Origin of the sequence: Oryzomonas japonica, from assembly GCF_008802365.1 — a bacterium.
Lineage (GTDB): Bacteria > Desulfobacterota > Desulfuromonadia > Geobacterales > Pseudopelobacteraceae > Oryzomonas > Oryzomonas japonica.
Genome location: NZ_VZQZ01000002.1, coordinates 470,068 through 488,845, shown reverse-complemented (window position 1 = coordinate 488,845; position 18,778 = coordinate 470,068). Strand labels below are relative to the sequence as shown.

Below are 18,778 nucleotides of genomic sequence, written 5' to 3'. Positions count from 1 at the left end.
TGTCAAGAGAAATTATGGCGACAGCCGTACCCGTCTGCCGTCCACACAAAACTTCCCCGCGCAGAAGAGACGTATGGCCTCGGGGTAGATACGATGCTCCTCGTGCTGAATGCGGGCCGCAAGTTTTTCTTCCGTGTCGTCTTCCAGGACGGGAACGACCGCCTGAAGGAGGATCGGACCGGTGTCGGTTCCGCCGTCCACGAAGTGAACCGTGCAGCCGGTAAAGCGAACACCGTAGTCAAGGGCTTGCTTCTGGGCGTGAAGGCCCGGGAAAGCCGGCAAAAGGGCAGGGTGAATGTTCATGATGGCATGGGGGAACGCCGTGACCATCACATCGGTCAGAATCCGCATGAAGCCGGCCAGGACCACCAGTTCAACGCCACGGTCCCGCAACATATCTACCAGGACGGCATCGTACTCCCGGCGGTTGGCGTAAGCGCCACTCTCGTGGATGATTGCCGGAATGTTGTGTTTCTCGGCGCGTTTCAGGGCAAAGGCATCATGTCTGTTGCTGATCACGCACGCAATGGTGGCATTTATCCCGCCTGACGCAATTCGGTCGATAACGGCCTGGAGATTGGTGCCGTTTCCCGAAACCAGAACCGCCAGCCTGACCGGGTTTCCGTCAGTCACTACCCCTCCACCAGTTCGACGCACTCGCTGCCATCCGCGCAGGTGGTAATATCGCCGATAACCCAGGCCTGCTCGCCAAGTCCCTTCAGACGGTAGACGATATCCTCGGATTCCTCCTCCGAGACAGCCACCACCATGCCGATCCCCATGTTGAAGGTGCGGTACATCTCCGCACGTTCAACGTTGCCGGCCTCCTGCAAGATATGAAAAAGAGGCTGCCGTTCCCATCGATCCAGGTGAATGGTGGCTTTACACCCCTTGGGCAGGATACGGGGGATGTTTTCCAGCAGCCCGCCTCCGGTGATATGGGCAATGCCGTTAATCCTGAAATCCTTGAGCAGGTTCATGATGGAACGGATATAGATGCGTGTCGGCGTAAGCAACTCTTCGCAGACGGTCCGGCCGGTGCCGGCCAATTGGGAGTCCAGGGACAGCCCCATGCGTTCGAAGATGAGCTTGCGCGCCAACGAGTAGCCGTTGCTGTGGAGTCCGCTGGAGGCTATGCCGATCAGGCGGTTGCCTACGGAAATGCCCGAACCGTCGATGATGTTGTCCCGTTCCACCACCCCTACGGCAAAACCGGCGATATCGTATTCGCCATCGGCGTAGAAGCCGGGCATTTCAGCCGTTTCGCCGCCGATAAGGGCACAGCCGGCCTGTTTGCACCCTTCGGCGATCCCTTTGACGACGTCCGCCGCTTTCTCGGGCAGGAGCCTGCCGGTTGCCAGGTAGTCGAGAAAAAAGAGCGGTTCCGCTCCCTGTACCACAATATCGTTGACGCACATGGCCACCAGATCGATGCCAACAGTATCGTGGCGGTCTGCCATAAAGGCGATCCTGAGCTTGGTGCCGACGCCGTCGGTCCCGGACACGAGCACCGGGTTTTTATATTTGGCCGTATTTAACGAAAAAAGGCCGCCGAAACCGCCGATATCTGCCATGACCTCCGGGCGGGACGTGGCCTTGACCAGCGGTTTGATCATGCTGACAAAGCTGTTGCCGGCCGCTATATCAACCCCGGCATCCTTATAGGTTATCCTTCGTTCGCTCAAACTCTCTACCTCCTTAGATGAAAAACTTTTGTAAAACACGGGCGGTAAAATGTCAATTTCAAACTGCAAAAGCTGCTTTGTTCGGCTCTGGTAGTGTGCCGGTTTGGCAGCAACAACAGCTTGACAATACAGGGTACTCCGCATAATATCTGACGACGCTGACATGAGCGGGGGGGATATGCAGTCAAGCCGGCTGGGAGAGATCCTGGTAAAAAACAACCTGATCACCAAGGAACAGCTTGCCAAGGCGCTTGAGGAGCAAAAGCTTTCCGGTGGTCAGATGCGCCTCGGCACGGTCCTGATCAAGCAAAATGCCATCAGCGATCAAAATCTTACCTCGTTTCTCTCCAAACAATACGGCGTTCCCGCCGTCAATTTATCCGATTATGACATAGACCCTGCCGTCATCAAGGTCATTCCCCAGGAAGTTGTCCAGAAATACCAGCTTATACCGGTCAACCGCGCTGGCGCGACGCTGATCGTCGCGGTCAGCGATCCGTCCAATCTGTTCGCCATCGAAGACATCAAGTTCATGACCGGCTACAATGTGGAGATGGTGGTTGCGTCCGAATCGGACATCAAAAACGCCATCGACAAGAATTACGATCAGTCTGCGTCGCTGGCCGATGTCATGGGCGACATGGATTTTGAGGATGTGGAGGTCGTCGGCGATACCGATGAGGTGGATGTCAACTCCTTGGAACGGGCCACCGAGGACGCTCCGGTCGTCAAGATGGTCAATGCCATCCTCCAGGACGCCATCAGGAAAAAGGCCAGCGATATCCATATCGAACCCTACGAAAAGGTGTTCCGCGTCCGCTACCGTATCGATGGTGTCCTCTACGAGGTGATGAAGCCGCCTCTCAAGCTGAAAAACGCCATAACCTCCCGTATCAAGATCATGTCGGAGTTGGATATCGCCGAACGGCGGCTGCCCCAGGATGGCCGTATCAAGATCAAGCTGGGCGGCGGCAAGGACATGGATTTTCGCGTTTCGGTGCTGCCGACGCTGTTCGGCGAGAAGATCTGCATGCGGCTCCTGGACAAGAGCAACCTGCAAACGGACCTGACCAAGCTGGGGTACGAACCTGAGGCCCTGGCGCACTTTTTGCGCGAGATTCACAAACCGTTCGGCATGGTGCTGGTCACCGGTCCCACCGGGAGCGGCAAGACGGTTTCTCTCTATTCGGCACTGGCCGAGCTCAACAAGGTTTCCGAGAATATCTCCACCGCCGAGGACCCGGTCGAATTCAACTTTGCCGGCATCAATCAGGTGCAGATGCATGAGGATATCGGCCTCAATTTTGCCGCGGCCCTCCGCTCTTTTCTGCGCCAGGATCCCGATATCATCATGATCGGCGAGATTCGAGATTTCGAGACCGCTGAAATAGCAACCAAGGCGGCCTTGACCGGCCACATGGTGCTTTCCACCCTCCACACCAACGATGCCCCGGCCACTATCAACCGCCTGCTCAATATGGGTATCGAACCGTTTCTGGTGTCGTCGGCCGTCAACCTGATCACGGCCCAGCGCCTTGCCCGCCGGGTCTGCGCCGAATGCAAGGAACCGGAAGACATCCCGGTCCAGGCATTGATCGACGCCGGCGTCTCACCCGATGAGGCGCCTTCCTTTGTCTGCATGCGCGGCAGAGGGTGTTCCGTCTGCAACAATACCGGCTACAAGGGGCGGGTCGGTTTTTATCAGGTTATGCCCATGCTTGATGAAATCCGTGAACTGATCCTCAATGGTGCCAACACCGCCGAGATCAAGCGGGAGTCAATGCGGCTGGGCATCAAGACCATGCGTCAGTCAGGGCTTACCAAGCTCAAGGAAGGGGTCACTTCCTTTGAAGAGGTCCTTCGGGTAACTGTTGCTGACGACTAGAAAGGACGGGCTCAATGGTTAATCTGCACCAACTGCTGAAGGTTCTTGTCGAAAGCAATGGTTCTGACCTGCATATCACCACCAACACCTCACCCCAGATCAGGGTCGATGGCAAGCTGACACCGCTCGATTTTCCGCCGCTGAACCAGGTTGAGACCAAGCAACTCTGTTATAGCGTCCTGACCGATGCCCAGAAGCACAAATTCGAAGAAGAAAATGAATTGGACCTTTCGTTCGGGGTCAAGGGGCTTTCCCGCTTCAGGGGCAATATATTCGTCCAGCGTGGGGCCGTGGCCGGAGTATTCAGGGTTATCCCCTACCGCGTCCTGACGTTCGAAGAGCTTGGACTGCCCCCCATCGTTTCCGAACTGGCTGCCAAATCCCGTGGGCTGATTCTCGTGACCGGCCCGACCGGCAGCGGCAAATCCACGACCCTGGCTTCCATAATCGATTACATCAATATCAACCGCCGCGAGCACATCGTCACCATCGAGGACCCGATCGAGTACCTGCACCCCCACAAAGGGTGTCTCGTTAACCAGCGTGAGGTAGGGGCCGACACCAAGGGGTTTAAAAATGCCCTCAAGTACGTACTGCGCCAGGATCCTGACGTGGTTCTGGTCGGAGAGATGCGCGATCTCGAGACCATCGAGGCGGCGCTGACCCTCTCGGAAACCGGGCATCTCTGTCTGGCTACCCTGCATACCAACTCCTGTGTCCAGACCATAAACCGTATTGTGGATGTGTTTCCTCCGTATCAGCAGACCCAGATACGGGCGCAGCTTTCCTTTGTATTGGAAGGGGTCATATCCCAGGCTCTGATCCCGAGAATGAACTCGCGAGGACGTGCGTTATCCCTGGAGATCATGGTTCCCAACGCCGCCATTCGCAACCTGATTCGTGAAGACAAGGTCCATCAAATCTATTCACAGATGCAGGTCGGGCAGGAGAAGTACGGCATGCAGACCATGAACCAGTCGCTCCTGTCCCTGTATCAGAAACGGATGATATCCCTGGAAGAGGCCCTCGGGCGCTCCCAGGACCCGGAAGAACTCAAGCAGATGATCAATAACCCCTCTGCCGGCCTGAATATGCAGAGACGGCCGCCTGTTCACTAAAAGCGAGGAGTATCGGACAATGCCAAAATTTTCATGGGAAGCACGTACCAGAACCGGTGGCGTGCAAAAGGGCGTCATCGAGGCTGCAAGCACCAACATCGTTGAAGCCCAGTTGAAAAAGTATGGTTTTACCAATATCAGCATCAATGAACAGGTCAAGGCGTTTTCCATCAAACTTCCCAAGTTTGGCGGCGGCAAGGTCGACACCAAGGACCTAGTCGTCTTTACCCGCCAGTTTGCCACCATGATCGATTCTGGCCTGCCGCTGGTCCAATGCCTTGAGATCCTTGCCGGCCAGCAGGAGAACAAGACCTTCAAGGATATACTCTATAAGGTGAAGGAGAGTGTGGAAAGCGGTTCCACCTTTGCCGATGCCCTCGGCAAACACCCCAAGGCCTTTGACCAGCTTTATGTCAATCTCGTGGCCGCAGGCGAGGTCGGCGGTATCCTCGACACCATCCTGAACCGGCTGGCGGCCTACATCGAAAAGGCCATGAAACTGAAGAAACAGATCAAGGGCGCCATGGTCTACCCCATCACCATCATGTCCATCGCGGTTATTGTCGTCGGGGTCATCCTGATCTTCGTCATCCCGACCTTTGCCAAGATGTTTGCCGATTTCGGTGGCGACTTGCCGGCACCGACCAAGTTTGTCATCGGCCTGAGCAATTTTCTGATGAAGTACATCATTGTCATCATTGCCGTCTTCTTCGGCATTATTACCGCCATCAAGAAATACTACGCCACGGACGGAGGGCAGAAAAAAATCGACCGCATGGCGCTCAAGGCACCGATAGCCGGGCCGCTGATCAGGAAGGTTGCCGTTGCCAAGTTCACCAGGACCTTGGGAACGATGGTCAGCTCCGGCGTGCCGATTATGGACGGGCTTGATATCGTGGCCAGGACCGCCGGCAACAAGATCGTCGAAGAGGCAATCTACGGCGTGCGTCAAGCCATCTCCGAGGGCAAAACCATGGCCGAGCCGCTGGCCTCCTGCGGCGTTTTTCCCCCCATGGTCGTTCAGATGATCGCCGTTGGCGAGGCGACCGGCGCCATGGACGCCATGCTGGGCAAGATCGCCGATTTCTACGATGACGAGGTGGACGATGCCGTTTCGGCCATGACCGCCATGATGGAGCCGCTGTTGATGGTGTTCCTGGGGACGGCTGTCGGTGGTTTGGTCGTTGCCATGTACCTGCCGATCTTTAAGCTGGCGGGGACCGTCGGCGGGTAAGATATGGGGCTTGAACGAAAACTCAGGCTTTTCATTTATGCCAGGATCGTGGTGTCATTCCTGTTCCTGGCGTCTACCGTACTGCTGAATTATCAGGACCTTACCTCGGCTGAAGGGCACCTTCAGAGCGGTTTGATCCGCTTGATGGCGTTTTCTTTTCTGTTCTCCCTTTGTTGCCTGTTATTTCTCCGGCTCCAGAGATACCACGCCTTTATCGCCTACCTCCAGACGATCTGGGATCTGCTCTTCGTAACGGTTCTCCTGCTGTTTACCAACGGCATACTCAGCCCCTATTCCTTCCTCTATCTTCTTTCCATCATGAGTGCCGGTCTGTTGCTGGGGGGGCGGCAAGCGCTCTACGCAGCATCCCTCTGTAGCATACTCTACGGTTCCATAATTGATCTGCAATACTTCGGTCTGCTGGCCTCGATCGGCCTCAGCCGGTCCGATGCCCAGCAACTTGGCGCATCGCACATTTTTTACACGATTTTCTTCAACCTCATGGGCTTTTATCTGACGGCCCTTATCACCAGTTTTCTTTCGGCGCGCGCCAGGGAAAGCGAGGAGGCACTCCGCGAGAAAACCGTCAACTATGATGAGCTGGAGCGTTTGAGCACGAGCATCGTATCGAATCTGGAAAGCGGTCTGCTTACGATTACCCCGGCCGGCAGGATCAGGGTTTTCAATCGTTATGCCGAAACGATTACCGGCATGACGCAGACTGATGCTTATAATAGCCGGCTTGTGGACATCTTTCCGGCGCTTGCTGATATTGCCGGCCATATGGACTCCCGGATGGACGGGGAGTTCGAATATGAACTGCCAAGCGGCGAAACGATGACTCTCGGCTACAACGCCGTGTCGTTCTGCGACAGCCAGGGAGTATCGGCAGGGGCAATTGTCAACTTCAAGGACCTTACCTCCATGAAACGGATGGAAACGGCCCTGAAAAGGGCGGACAGGCTGGCGGCGCTCGGTGAGGTATCCGCCCGCATGGCCCACGAAATCCGGAATCCTTTGGCGGCCATGAGTGGCTCGGTTCAGATGCTGGCCGAGCACGGTTCCGTATCAGAAGACGATCAGCGGCTGTTGAAGATCGTGCTGCGCGAGGCGGAAAGGCTCAACGGTCTGATTACCGATTTTCTGGCCTATGCCCGCCCTTCCTCCCCTTGCAAGGAGCGGTTCGAGTTGCGGCCGCTGGTGGAAGATCTGATTATGCTCCTGTCTTCAGACAGTCACTTCAGGGCGGTTTCCTTCCGCAATCTCGTCGCCGCGCATATACTGATTCAAGCCGACATCAACCAACTGCGGCAGGTCCTGCTGAATCTGTTCCGTAATTCCGCGGAGGCCATGCCGGAGGGGGGTGTGGTTGGGATCGAATCGCGTTTTCAACTCAGCGGAGCGGATGGTTTTAACAAAACCCCGGCAGCGGTTATTACGGTGACCGACAGTGGTTGCGGCATTGACAGCACTACGGCGGCCCACCTGTTCGAACCCTTCTGGACCACCAAGGCGGAGGGTTCCGGCCTTGGGCTGGCCGTTACCTACCGTATTATCGAAGCCCACGGTGGGACCATCACCGTCGAGTCACCTCCCGAGGGGGGGTGCCGTTTTACCATCATGCTCCCCGTGTAACGAACTGGCCGATCGAGATGCCCATTCCGATTTCCTACAGCTTTCGCAATCTTTTCACCCGCCGCCTGACAACCTTTTTGACTGCAACGGGAATGGCGCTGGTGGTGTTTGTCTTCGCTTCGATCCTGATGCTGTCGGCGGGGTTGGAAAAAACGCTGATTGAAACCGGTTCCGCCGATAATGTTATCGTCACCCGCAAGGCGGCCAACTCGGAGGTGCAAAGCGGTGTGGAGCGCTCCCAGGCCGCCATTGTGGAGAGCCTGCCGGATATCGCTACCGGAAGTGACGGCACCCTCCTGGCGGCCAAGGAACTGGTCGTACTGATAAGCCTTCCCAAACGGGGCAGCGACAAGCCGGCCAATGTGGTCATCCGGGGGATTGATCCAGCGTCCCTCAAACTCCGGCCCCAGGTGCGACTGGTAGAGGGGCGCATGCCACGTCCCGGTTCAGCTGAAATCATGGCGGGAGGCAGTATCGCGCAGCGCTTCAAAGGCGGCGGGATCGGTGAATCCCTTCGCTTCGGCATGCGCGACTGGACGGTGGTCGGTATCTTTGATGCCGGCGCTACCGGTTTCAATTCCGAGATATGGGGTGATGCCATCCAGTTGATGCAGGCTTTCCGGCGGCCGGTGTACTCCTCGGTCACCTTCCGGCTGCGCGACAGCGGCGATTTTTCTGCGGTCAAGGCCAAGCTGGATGCCGACCCGCGCCTGACGTTGGATGTGCGCCGCGAAACCCGCTACTATCGAGATCAGTCCGAGGCCATGGCCAAGTTTTTACGCATACTCGGCATGTCGTTAACGGTGATCTTCTCCCTGGGCGCCATCATCGGTGCCATGATCACCATGTATGCCGCCGTTGCCAACCGGGTCGGAGAGATCGGCACCCTGCGGGCTCTCGGTTTCCAACGCAGCAGCATCATGCTGGCCTTTCTGATGGAATCCCTGCTGCTCGGCCTGATCGGAGGGGCCGCCGGACTTTTCATGGCGTCATTTATGCAGTTTATCACCATCTCTACCATGAACTGGCAGACCTTTTCCGAGCTTGCCTTTTCATTTACCCTTACTGTCGAAATTATTTACAAATCACTCTTGTTTTCCCTGCTCATGGGTTTTGTGGGGGGCGTAATCCCCGCCGTGCGGGCCAGCCGCCTGAATATCGTCGATGCCCTGCGGGAAGGTTGAAATGGAGAAGCGTGGATGAACGGATTGTTCCTTAAAAAACACATCGTATTGGCGGTCCTGGCCGGGGCATCGCTGGCCCTGTACCTGATTGACTACTTTGTTCTCGGCAACAGCCGCGACATCGCTTCTAGCTTTTTGGGAAACCTGGCATTCTTGCCGGTTTATGTCATGTTTATTACACTGATCGTTGAGCAGATTGTACGGGAGCGGGAACGCCAGGCGGTCATGCGCAAGCTCAATATGGTGATCGGTGTTTTTTTCAGCGAGGTCGGCAATCGCCTGCTCAGGGAGCTATCGACCTGCGTGGCGGCCTGTGGAGAATTGAAAGGCCACCTTCTGGTGGGCGGGAACTGGAAAGATGACGAATTCGCAAAGGCGCTGGACTACTTGGGCCGGACCGATATCAAGGTCAGTTGCGATGCAGGGGGCAAGAACCGGCTGAAGGAATTCCTGATCGAAAAGCGCACGTTTCTGGTTGGGCTCCTGGAAAATCAGAACCTGCTGGAACATGAGCAGTTTACCGACCTGTTGTGGGCCGTATTCCATCTGGTGGAGGAGCTGGAGGCGCGGTCATCCTTTGACGCAATGTCTCCGAGCGATACCGAACACATCAATGGCGACATCAAGCGTGTCTTCGGGCACTTGTCCCGTGAATGGGTCTTGTACATGCAACACCTCAAGGTTGACTACCCCTACCTGTTTTCCCTGGCTGTCCGCCTCAACCCGATGCTCGACACCCCGGATCCCCAGGTCTACTGATGGACTGGCACCTGCGGGACATAGCAACAGTTCTGGCAGAGCAGAAGGTCGATGCCGCCTGCGGCCTCTCATCCGACGAAGCTGCCTGCCGCTTGTCCCGTTTCGGCAGTAACGAACTACGGGAGCGGGGCGGCACATCGCCCTGGCTTATTTTGTGGGAGCAGTTCACCTCGACCATGGCGCTGATCCTGACCGGGGCAGCGCTCCTCTCTGCTTTTGTCGGTTCTTTCAAAGACAGCCTGACTATCCTCGCCATCGTCTGCCTCTTTGCTGTTCTGGGATTTGTGCAGGAATACCGTGCGGAGCGGGCCATGCGGGCGCTCAAACGGCTGGCCGTGCCTGTGGTGCGGGTGCGGCGCACCGGGATGCCGGTTGAAATTCCGGCAGTCGATCTGGTGGCGGGCGATATCGTCCTCTTGGAGGCAGGCAACCTGGTGCCGGCCGATTGCAGAGTGGTTGAGGTCTACAACCTGCGGGTGCAGGAGGCGGTCCTGACCGGGGAGGCCGAAGAGGTGGAAAAGTGTGTCGAGGCCCTGGGAGCAATGGATGATCCCATTCCGACCGGCGAGCGCGTGAATATGGTCTTCATGGGTACCACGGTTGCCTATGGCCGTGGGGTGGCCGTTGTGGTGGCAACCGGCATGAACACGGAGTTGGGGCGTATCGCCGGTATGTTGCAGGACATGGCCCAGGAATGGACACCTTTGCAGAGGCGCCTCGACCGATTGGGAAAGATTCTGGCCTTTGCCGCGGTAGCGGTTTCGCTGTTGTTTCTGGCCATCGGCCTGCTGCGTGGCGAGGACCTGCGTCTAATGCTGATGACCGCCGTCAGCCTGGCGGTGGCCGCCATCCCGGAGGGATTGCCGGCGGTAGTCACCATTACCCTGGCCATCGGTTCTCAACGCATGCTGAAACGTCACGCCCTGATCCGCAAGCTGCCGGCTGTTGAAACCCTCGGCTCGGTGACCGTGATCTGTTCCGACAAGACCGGCACCCTGACACAGAACCGCATGACGGTCACAGAGGTCGTCACCAGCGCAGAAGTCCTGCAACAGGACGCTCCGCCCCTCAACGGGGCGAGATCGGAAGCCGAAGCCGCCCGCCGTGGAATACTGGCCTGTGTTGCGCTCTGCAACGAGGCCGTGCTGGCGGAAGGAGAGGGGCAGGGGGTAGGGGACCCGACCGAGATAGCGCTTCTTGCGGCCGCGGCACATGAGGGACTGTTGCGCCATGAACTGGAGACCCGGCTGCCGCGCGTTGCCGAGATTCCCTTTGATTCTACGGTCAAACGCATGGTCACCTTCCATATGGTTGGAGATGCTGCTGTTGCGACATCGCTTGGACTTCCCGCCCATCTGGAAACCGGTGAATGCCTCGTGGTCGGCAAGGGGGCGTTGGGGGCGGTGCTGGAGCTGTGCGACCGGGTCGGCGACCATCCGCTTGCGACAGCGGAGCGTCGGGCGGCCATGACGGCCGTCGACCGCCTGGCGGGCCAGGGAAGGCGTGTGCTGGCCGTTGCCAGCGGCATCGGCGGCCGGGACACACACGCTGTTCACGGTCTTTCCCTGATCGGTTTGGTCGCCATGATGGACCCCTTGCGCCCCGAGGCGCGGGATGCGGTTGAACTCTGCCGCCAGGCGGGCATCCGGCCGGTCATGATCACCGGCGACCACCCGTTGACCGCCAGGTCCATTGCCGACGGGCTGGGCATGGGGGATGGGGGGCGGGTCATGACCGGTGCCGAACTTGAGCGTATCGGCACGGCCGGTCTGGTTGCGGCGAGCGGGGAGGTGTCGGTCTATGCCCGGGTCTCGCCGGAGCACAAGCTGATGATCGTCGATGCCCTGCAACGCCAGGGGCAGGTGGTGGCCATGACCGGGGACGGCGTCAACGATGCCCCGGCCCTGAAAAAGGCCGACATCGGCGTCTCCATGGGGATGACCGGCACCGACGTGGCCCGCGAGGCGGCCGATATGGTACTCCTGGACGATAACTTTGCCACCATTGTCTCTGCGGTGCGTGAAGGGCGCACCATCTACGACAATATCCGCAAGTTCATCGAATTTTCCGTGGCCGGCAACCTGGGCAAGATCCTGGCCGTGCTGACCCTGCCATTTCTGGGATTGCCCAGCCCCCTCACCCCTCTGCAACTGCTCTGGCTCAACCTGCTCACCGACGGCCTGCTCGGCCTGGGGATGGGAGTGGAACGCTCCGAGCCGGACGTCATGGCCCGTCCCCCGGTTTCTCCAACCTCCCAGATTTTCGATCGCCGCATGGTGCGTCATACCCTGTTGACCGGGGGGATTATCGGCACTTCGACTATTCTGCTGACCTATCACCATTGGCGGTTCCACCCCGAGAACTGGCAGACCGTGTTGTTCACCTCCCTGGCCTTTGCCCAGATCGGCCAAGCCATGGCCCTGCGCTCATTCCGGCACTCCTTTTTTCGCATGGGGCTCTTCGGCAATCCCCTGCTCCTGGCCATGGTCGGAGCGGTGATCCTGCTGCAGGGGATGGTCGTTTATCTGCCGGCCATGCAGGCCTTCTTCAAAACCACCCCGCTGGCTGCCGAGGCGCTGGCCTGGGTATTTGTGCCGGGAATAGTGCTGTTTGCCGTCCTGGAGGTCGAAAAGGCCGTCGTGCGGCGTGTGGCGTAAAGTTATCCCTGTGACGTTGTGTTTAGTTTGTACCGCAGTTGTGGTAGTATGTCTCTAGGACAAGGGAAAGGATGGTTTGGTTTCTCGCGTCGCACGCACAACGGGAGGTGGCTATGAAACGGCTTATCCTGGCGGCACTGATGGGGCTCACAATCTTGATCCAGGCAGGGTGCGGCAATGACGGTGGTCGCGCGCAACCGACATTTGTTGCCCAGATCCTGAGCGATTCTACTTCTGACGGCGATATCGCACGGGATTCCGTCACAAGTGTTTTCACGGTAATACAGGGCATGTCGCCGAGTGTCCAAAGCGTGTTTGCCGGTATAGATCCGGCTAGCGGAGCCGAATACCGCACATTCCTCGACTTCCCCCTGACCGGGACAGGCGGTGTCCCGGGGAATGCCGTCATTCTGTCGGCGTTCCTGGATATCGTTATCTCCAGTATCCAGCCTCAACCCCTGAGCGGTACGATCCCGATCCGCATCGACCTTGTTTCCTTCCAGCCGCCAACCCTGGTGGGAACGGATTTTGATCGAACGCTCCAACCGGCGCTGGCAACCACCACGATCATCCCTCCCATCTCCCAGTCAGACTTCGGAGGGCATGTGACGGTGGATGTGACAGGTTTGATGGTGGAAGCACAGCGACTGGGACTGCTCAACTTCCAGGTCCGTATCCTGCGGGATTTGGGGACAGCTTCGCCGGGGCTTGTTGAAATCAACGATACTACCGGAACGAACCGGAGCACTCTTGCACCGCTGTTGCAGGTCACCTACTTCTAGCCTGCGGTGATGCAGGAGGAACTGGATGAAGGGAGGTGGGAATCCCGGTGAGTGGTAAACGCTATTGCTTCATCCCCCAATAGTGTAGGATGAAAACATTAGTAGTATCTTTCGTTATCATACCGCGCAGTCTGAATATGGTCAGGCTGCGCATTTTTTTTTGCAATGCTGCCCCGCCGGGAGATCATCATGGCACCACAAATCGATGAACTAATCCAGAAAATCAGGGAGCTTGAAGAAGAGCTGGAAGTCGAGTTCCGCACCAAACGGGAGCAGTTCCAGTTCATCATCGAGGAGAAGCGCGTCCGTTTTGCCGAAGAGGTGGCACACCAGCAGCGCCGTCTCAAGACCGGGCTCTTCCGCTATTTGGCGGAATCTCGGCCGCTGAACGTTCTGACCGCCCCGATCATCTATACCGGGTTTATCCCTTTCCTGGTGTTGGATCTTTTTCTGTTGATCTACCAGACGGTCTGCTTCCCGATCTACGAAATTCCCAAGGTCAAGCGTTCGGAATACCTGACCTTTGACCGTGAGGACCTCCCCTACCTCAACATCATAGAAAAGTTGAACTGCTTTTACTGTTCCTATGGCAATGGCCTGGCAGCCTATTTCCGGGAGATAGCCGCCCGCACCGAACAGTACTGGTGCCCGATCAAGCATGCTCGCCGCATCCGGGCCGCCCATGATCGCTATCCTCGTTTTTTTGAGTACGGCGACGCCGAAAGTTATCGCAAAGGGTTGGAGCGGCTAAGAAAAGAGTTTGAAAAGGGCAACGGACTAAAGCAGGGGGGCAAAAAGGCACAGAAGGGTGCATAAATATAACATAGCGGGGTGGACTTTTGGAGAACACGTCGGTAGTATGGGGCCGTTTGTCTGCGGCCGGACCGGCCCGCAGCGAAAGCGAACAATGATGTTGAAAGGACACTGTTTTCATGAAATGCATCCCCATTCCCCGCACCGAATCCGCCCATGACTACCAATTACTGATCAAACGACTGCTCCTGCACCCCATAGTGGATGCGCCGGAACAGGAGATCGTCTACCGGAACCAAGTCCGCCATAGTTACCGTCAATTCCGTGAGCGGGTTCAACGCCTCGCGGCGGCCCTGACACGGATGGGAGTGAAACCGGGAGATACCGTAGCGGTTATGGATTGGGACAGTCACCGCTATCTGGAGTGTTTTTTTGCCGTGCCGATGATCGGCGCGGTGCTGCACACCATCAACGTGCGTTTTTCCGCGGAACAGATACTCTTCACCATCGACCATGCCGAGGATGACGTGCTCCTGGTCAACTCCGAGTTTCTGCCAATCCTGGAACAGATCCGCGGCCGGATCGACACGGTGCGCGACTTCATTCTCCTCAAGGGCGACGAACCACATCCCCACGAGACAACCTTGACATTCACTGCCGAGTACGAGGAACTGCTGGCCTCAACCCCGCCGGAATTCGAATTTCCCGACTTCGACGAAAATACCCGTGCCACTACCTTTTATACCACCGGCACTACCGGCATGCCCAAAGGGGTCTACTTCAGCCACCGCCAACTCGTGCTGCATACCCTGGGGGTCCAGGCGGCGCTCTGCTCCTCGGTTGTCCAGGGATGTCTGCACCGTGGCGACGTTTACATGCCCATCACCCCCATGTTCCATGTCCATGCCTGGGGGTTGCCTTATGTGGCCACTTCACTGGGGCTCAAACAGGTCTACCCCGGTCGTTACGCACCGGATATGCTGTTGGAACTGATCGAACGCGAAAAGGTCACCTTTTCCCATTGTGTGCCGACCATCCTGCACATGCTGCTCAAACATCCCCATGCGGCCAAGATCGACCTGAGCAACTGGAAACTGATCATCGGCGGCGCTGCCATGTCCCAGGCACTGTGCATGGCGGCATTGGGACACGGCATAGATATTTTTACCGGCTACGGCATGTCCGAGACTTGCCCCATCCTGACCCTTGCCCAATTGACCCCCGATATGCTGAAGCTGAGCCCGGAAGAACAGGCCGAGATCCGCTGCAAGACTGGTCTGGCGCTTCCCTTGGTTGATCTGAAAGTGGTGGGGGAGGGGCGGGACGAGATGCCCCGCGACGGCCGCAGCACGGGCGAGATTGTTGTCCGTGCCCCCTGGTTGACCCAGGGATATCTGAAGGATCACAAAACCTCCGAGAAACTCTGGGAGGGGGGCTACCTGCATACCGGTGACGTGGCGGTGCGGGATGAACGAGGATACGTGAAGATAACCGACCGGAGCAAGGACGTCATTAAGGTTGGTGGAGAGTGGATATCCTCTCTGGAATTGGAGGATATTATCGCCCATCATCCCGCTGTGGCCGAGGTGGCGGTGATCGGTCTGCCCGATGAAAAATGGGGTGAGCGGCCCCTGGCCTTGGTGGTGCCAAAACCGGGCACTGTGGTCGTGGAAAAGCAGATTCAGCACCATGTCCGGGAATATGCCGACAAGGGGATGATTTCCAAACAGGTGGTCCTCCTCAGGACACGGATGGTGGAGGCTATTGATAAGACAAGTGTGGGAAAGATTAATAAGGTGGCGTTGCGGGAGAGGTATGTCTATTGAGTCTTACGATAATAAAATGAGGTCTAATAATAGCCTAAAAATTGCCAAGAACTTTGTTAAATTATTCGACATGGGACCTCTCATACATCCCAAAAGTGTAAAAATTACTGACAGGTTAGTCTCGTGCCCTTATCATGTTTGTGAATATCAAATATATGTATTTGCATATTTAGCTTGTTGTTAATATTAATGAAACGTGCAGCTTAATTGGACATGAAAAGTAAATGTAAAGCAAAGCAATACTGGTCTCGTTATTTAAGGTGGCACACAAATTGCTTATTGTTTTTGTGGTAAACAAAGCGCTGCACTTATTGGGGGGGGATAAGATGAAACTTACAAATTTTAAAATTACCAAGGCTATCCTCGCAGCTCTAGCGATATTTTTTGTATCGGGAGTTGATGCTAATGCAACCTTGATTTATTCAAATAATTTTGAGGATACCGTTGGAAGTGAATGGTCAGTCAATACAACATCTGTAACCCCCATAGGCAATCGTCACTTTTTAGGTGATTTTTCCAACGACTCTACAACCCTTACTCTGAGTGGCCTTTCTGCAGGTTTAGCAACTGTATCATTTGATGTGTATTTTATCCGATCATGGGACGGCGACAACCAGGCTTTTGGCCCTGATTATTTTAATGTGGCAATCAACAATTCTCAGCTTCTACACCAATCTTTCAGCAACGGTGACCTCAGTATGCAGCCAAACGCATCACAAGCTGCTGAACGCTATACTCTTGGATATTCCTATTACAATGGCCTCCCCGGATATAATGTAACATATTCCAACATGGATTCAGTTTACCACTTTGTCCTTACGCTCCCAAGTCTCTCCAACCTCATGGCTATTACTTTCTCGGGTAAAGGTTTGCAAGATAACTATGTCACTGGATTAGATGGTTCTTCATATCTTGACGAATCATGGGGGCTCGACAATGTAATTGTGGATGTTGCCCCCGTACCGGAACCTTCCGGTCTCTTGATGCTCTTTACCGGTGGGGCGATATTGTTGATATTGTGCTGGAGGAAACCATTTAATAGTGCCAGATTTTATTTAAATATTTAAATCGTTGCACAAACACTTTCTTTTGTAATGTATTGTAATATCTAAATTATATTCTGATTTAGATTGAAACTAATTGAATAGTTGACCAATTGGCTGGTAAGTTGTTGATTAATTAAATTTATTCTGTCTGAGCGAAAGGAAAATAATGTTCGCCCAGTTTCTGCTATACCCCCTGATTGTTCTGATCGTTTTGTCCCCACAATTTTCTTCGGCAGCAGAAGATGCCCACACAATGTTTATGAAGGGTATGTCACTGGAGGCATCTCTCCAGACGTTTGCAGCGCGTAGTTGTTTTGCAAAAGCGATCCAGATAGAGCCAGACAATACGGGGTATAAAGAACATAACGCGTGGTTCCTCAATGAATATGGCTTCTCTGAAGAAGCCGAAAAGTTTTTTTTAAATTTGGTAAAAATTAAACCGACTGATACTATCTATCGTGGACTTGCCTGGAACCAATTGGCTGTCGGGCATCTGGCTGAGTCTGTTGCAACATATCGAGAAGTTATTCCTGATATATCATCAATATTCCTTGAGTCGAGGGCATTAGTTAATATCCGTCGTCGTCTTAGCGAAGATAATGCGGCTAAAATAAATAAGCTTCTTGTCCATATCTCCCGGGCACCATCGGATACCTCTGCCCAACAAGAACTGTTCAGAACATATACCTATCAGGGGTTGTGGGACGATGCCTTTCGCATCGGTCAACAAATTCGCAACGATGATCCTAACAATCTTCATTTTCGCTGGGAGTTTGCACGTATGCTTTTTTGGAGTAATCGGCTTGAACAAGCCGACTCTGAGTTTGCATCTATGGCCGCAACTCGTCCAGACAATCCTTTTATACTTTGGGAATGGGCAAAAGTTCTGTCGGCAAGAAATAGGCTTGAAGAGGCCGGAAAAAATCTTGAGAGGGCATTACTACTCGCGCCGGCAACCCCCGAAATTATCAAGGATTTGGCCGAACTGCATGCTCGTAGGGGGGACAGCCAGAAATCTTTAAAATTAACTCAACTACTTCTTGAAAATAAGGAACGACCGCTAATTGCGGCCTTGACAGAGGCGCGCTGTAACCATTTTCTTGGGAATGAGAATAAAGCGCAGCAACTATACAAACAGATTCTTGCCTTATATCCTGCCAATCAGGAAGCTCTCTGGGGACTTGCTGAAATTTCCGTTAAAACTGGTCCAGTTTACGATGCAACGAATGCTATTAAACAGCTTGAAACTATTAACGATAGTGACCCACGTATTTATGAATTGCTAGAGATACTTAAAATATCAAACTTGCCACGGATAACTGTTCAGACAGATTGGTACAGCAATTCTAATAATTATTCCCGTTTAAATAGTGGTTTTGATTTTGAAGGCTCACTGTGGGCGGGACTGTTAACCAAAACAGGCTACACCTACTCTAGGTTTAGCCAAAATGGTTTTAATACCATTAACCGTCAATCCGTTTTTGTGCAGGCAGAAAAGAAAATTCAACACTATCTCGCTATAACCGGTCGGTTAGATGGTAACATCTATGACAATCAACAAAATCACCTAAACTTACGCCTGTCTTCAACTGTTGAACTTAATTCTTTAGGCGTAGTTAAGCTAAGTTATGACCATATTGACATAATCGACACAGAACCGGCCTTTGGTAATCAATTCTATAACCCTGTCGTCTCTATAGGCGCAGCACGTCTAAAGTTGACCACAAATGACTATTCTGTTTATCTTCGACAAGGGATCGTCAAGGAATTGGCTCTGTGGGGAAAGCTGACATATGGCGATTATTCTGACGATAATCTTAAACTTAGCTCCGTTGTTGGAGTAGATTATTCACCAGAACTGTTTCCAAATTTTAAGGCATATTATAGTTACTTTTTTTTGAATTATTCCCATAAAGCCCTAGAGAGTGCGTATTTTGACCCTTCAGATTTTTCTGCCCACACTACCGGAATGGCATACCGTGTAAAATCAGATCGTTTTATCTACGGAGGGGAGTGGAACCTAAACTATCTTCAACGTAGCGGGGGCATTGGCAACACTATTTCAATATTTACCGGCCTTGATATTGGTAACACCCAAGGGCTTCATTGTGAGGCAAAGTATTTTTATCAGAATAGAGGAGAAAACCGGGATTCGTTTAGTGGTCATTATGCCGCCCAGCAAATCCTGTTGTCTTATTTTATCTTGTTCTAGGA

The 18,778-nt window shown here is 54.5% G+C and carries 14 protein-coding genes; 12 read left to right on the top strand and 2 right to left on the bottom strand.

Translation table 11 applies throughout. The features are described from left to right. Nucleotides 1-12 precede the first annotated feature (12 nt). Nucleotides 13-633: a phosphoribosylglycinamide formyltransferase gene (purN, locus tag F6V25_RS05510; RefSeq protein WP_151127603.1), complete on the bottom strand. Its 621-nt coding sequence runs from the start codon at nucleotides 631-633 to the stop codon at nucleotides 13-15. Further along, nucleotides 633-1,685, bottom strand: coding sequence for a phosphoribosylformylglycinamidine cyclo-ligase (purM, locus tag F6V25_RS05505; protein WP_151127602.1), 1,053 nt, complete (start codon nucleotides 1,683-1,685; stop codon nucleotides 633-635). Before purM ends, purN begins: the two co-directional genes overlap by 1 nt. 178 nt (nucleotides 1,686-1,863) lie before the next feature. Between purM and pilB the strand changes: the two genes are divergently transcribed. The 12 genes from pilB to F6V25_RS05445 all read left to right on the top strand — a co-directional run bounded on the left by pilB (nucleotide 1,864) and on the right by F6V25_RS05445 (nucleotide 18,776). Continuing rightward, on the top strand, nucleotides 1,864-3,570 hold the full coding sequence (gene pilB, locus F6V25_RS05500) for a type IV-A pilus assembly ATPase PilB (RefSeq protein WP_151127601.1): 1,707 nt from the start codon (nucleotides 1,864-1,866) through the stop codon (nucleotides 3,568-3,570). A 14-nt stretch (nucleotides 3,571-3,584) separates the two neighbouring features. Then, nucleotides 3,585-4,688 (top strand): type IV pilus twitching motility protein PilT, encoded by a 1,104-nt coding sequence (locus F6V25_RS05495; protein WP_151127600.1) that lies wholly within the window; start codon nucleotides 3,585-3,587, stop codon nucleotides 4,686-4,688. A gap of 19 nt (nucleotides 4,689-4,707) precedes the next feature. Then, nucleotides 4,708-5,922, top strand: a complete 1,215-nt coding sequence (locus F6V25_RS05490) for a type II secretion system F family protein (RefSeq protein WP_151127599.1) — start codon at nucleotides 4,708-4,710, stop codon at nucleotides 5,920-5,922. Nucleotides 5,923-5,925: 3 nt separating this feature from the next. After that, the gene (locus F6V25_RS05485) at nucleotides 5,926-7,557 is read left to right on the top strand and encodes a two-component system sensor histidine kinase NtrB (protein WP_151127598.1); all 1,632 of its coding nucleotides are present in this window, start codon (nucleotides 5,926-5,928) and stop codon (nucleotides 7,555-7,557) included. 17 nt (nucleotides 7,558-7,574) lie between these two features. Further along, the gene (locus tag F6V25_RS05480) at nucleotides 7,575-8,741 is read left to right on the top strand and encodes an ABC transporter permease (protein ID WP_151127597.1); all 1,167 of its coding nucleotides are present in this window, start codon (nucleotides 7,575-7,577) and stop codon (nucleotides 8,739-8,741) included. A 15-nt stretch (nucleotides 8,742-8,756) separates the two neighbouring features. Next, nucleotides 8,757-9,500 carry a hypothetical protein gene (locus F6V25_RS05475; protein ID WP_151127596.1) on the top strand — a complete coding sequence of 248 codons (744 nt, stop codon included), beginning with the start codon at nucleotides 8,757-8,759 and terminating at the stop codon, nucleotides 9,498-9,500. Then, nucleotides 9,500-12,157 carry a cation-translocating P-type ATPase gene (locus F6V25_RS05470; protein ID WP_151127595.1) on the top strand — a complete coding sequence of 886 codons (2,658 nt, stop codon included), beginning with the start codon at nucleotides 9,500-9,502 and terminating at the stop codon, nucleotides 12,155-12,157. Before F6V25_RS05475 ends, F6V25_RS05470 begins: the two co-directional genes overlap by 1 nt. 113 nt (nucleotides 12,158-12,270) lie before the next feature. Beyond that, the gene (locus tag F6V25_RS05465; protein WP_151127594.1) at nucleotides 12,271-12,939 is read left to right on the top strand and encodes a hypothetical protein; all 669 of its coding nucleotides are present in this window, start codon (nucleotides 12,271-12,273) and stop codon (nucleotides 12,937-12,939) included. 189 nt (nucleotides 12,940-13,128) lie between these two features. Then, nucleotides 13,129-13,755 carry a hypothetical protein gene (locus F6V25_RS05460; protein ID WP_151127593.1) on the top strand — a complete coding sequence of 209 codons (627 nt, stop codon included), beginning with the start codon at nucleotides 13,129-13,131 and terminating at the stop codon, nucleotides 13,753-13,755. 116 nt (nucleotides 13,756-13,871) lie between these two features. After that, nucleotides 13,872-15,518: a fatty acid--CoA ligase gene (locus F6V25_RS05455; protein ID WP_151127592.1), complete on the top strand. Its 1,647-nt coding sequence runs from the start codon at nucleotides 13,872-13,874 to the stop codon at nucleotides 15,516-15,518. Between the two features lie 326 nt (nucleotides 15,519-15,844). Next, the gene (locus F6V25_RS05450; RefSeq protein WP_151127591.1) at nucleotides 15,845-16,585 is read left to right on the top strand and encodes a PEP-CTERM sorting domain-containing protein; all 741 of its coding nucleotides are present in this window, start codon (nucleotides 15,845-15,847) and stop codon (nucleotides 16,583-16,585) included. A gap of 145 nt (nucleotides 16,586-16,730) precedes the next feature. Continuing rightward, nucleotides 16,731-18,776 (top strand): tetratricopeptide repeat protein, encoded by a 2,046-nt coding sequence (locus F6V25_RS05445; RefSeq protein ID WP_151127590.1) that lies wholly within the window; start codon nucleotides 16,731-16,733, stop codon nucleotides 18,774-18,776. Nucleotides 18,777-18,778: the final 2 nt, after the last annotated feature.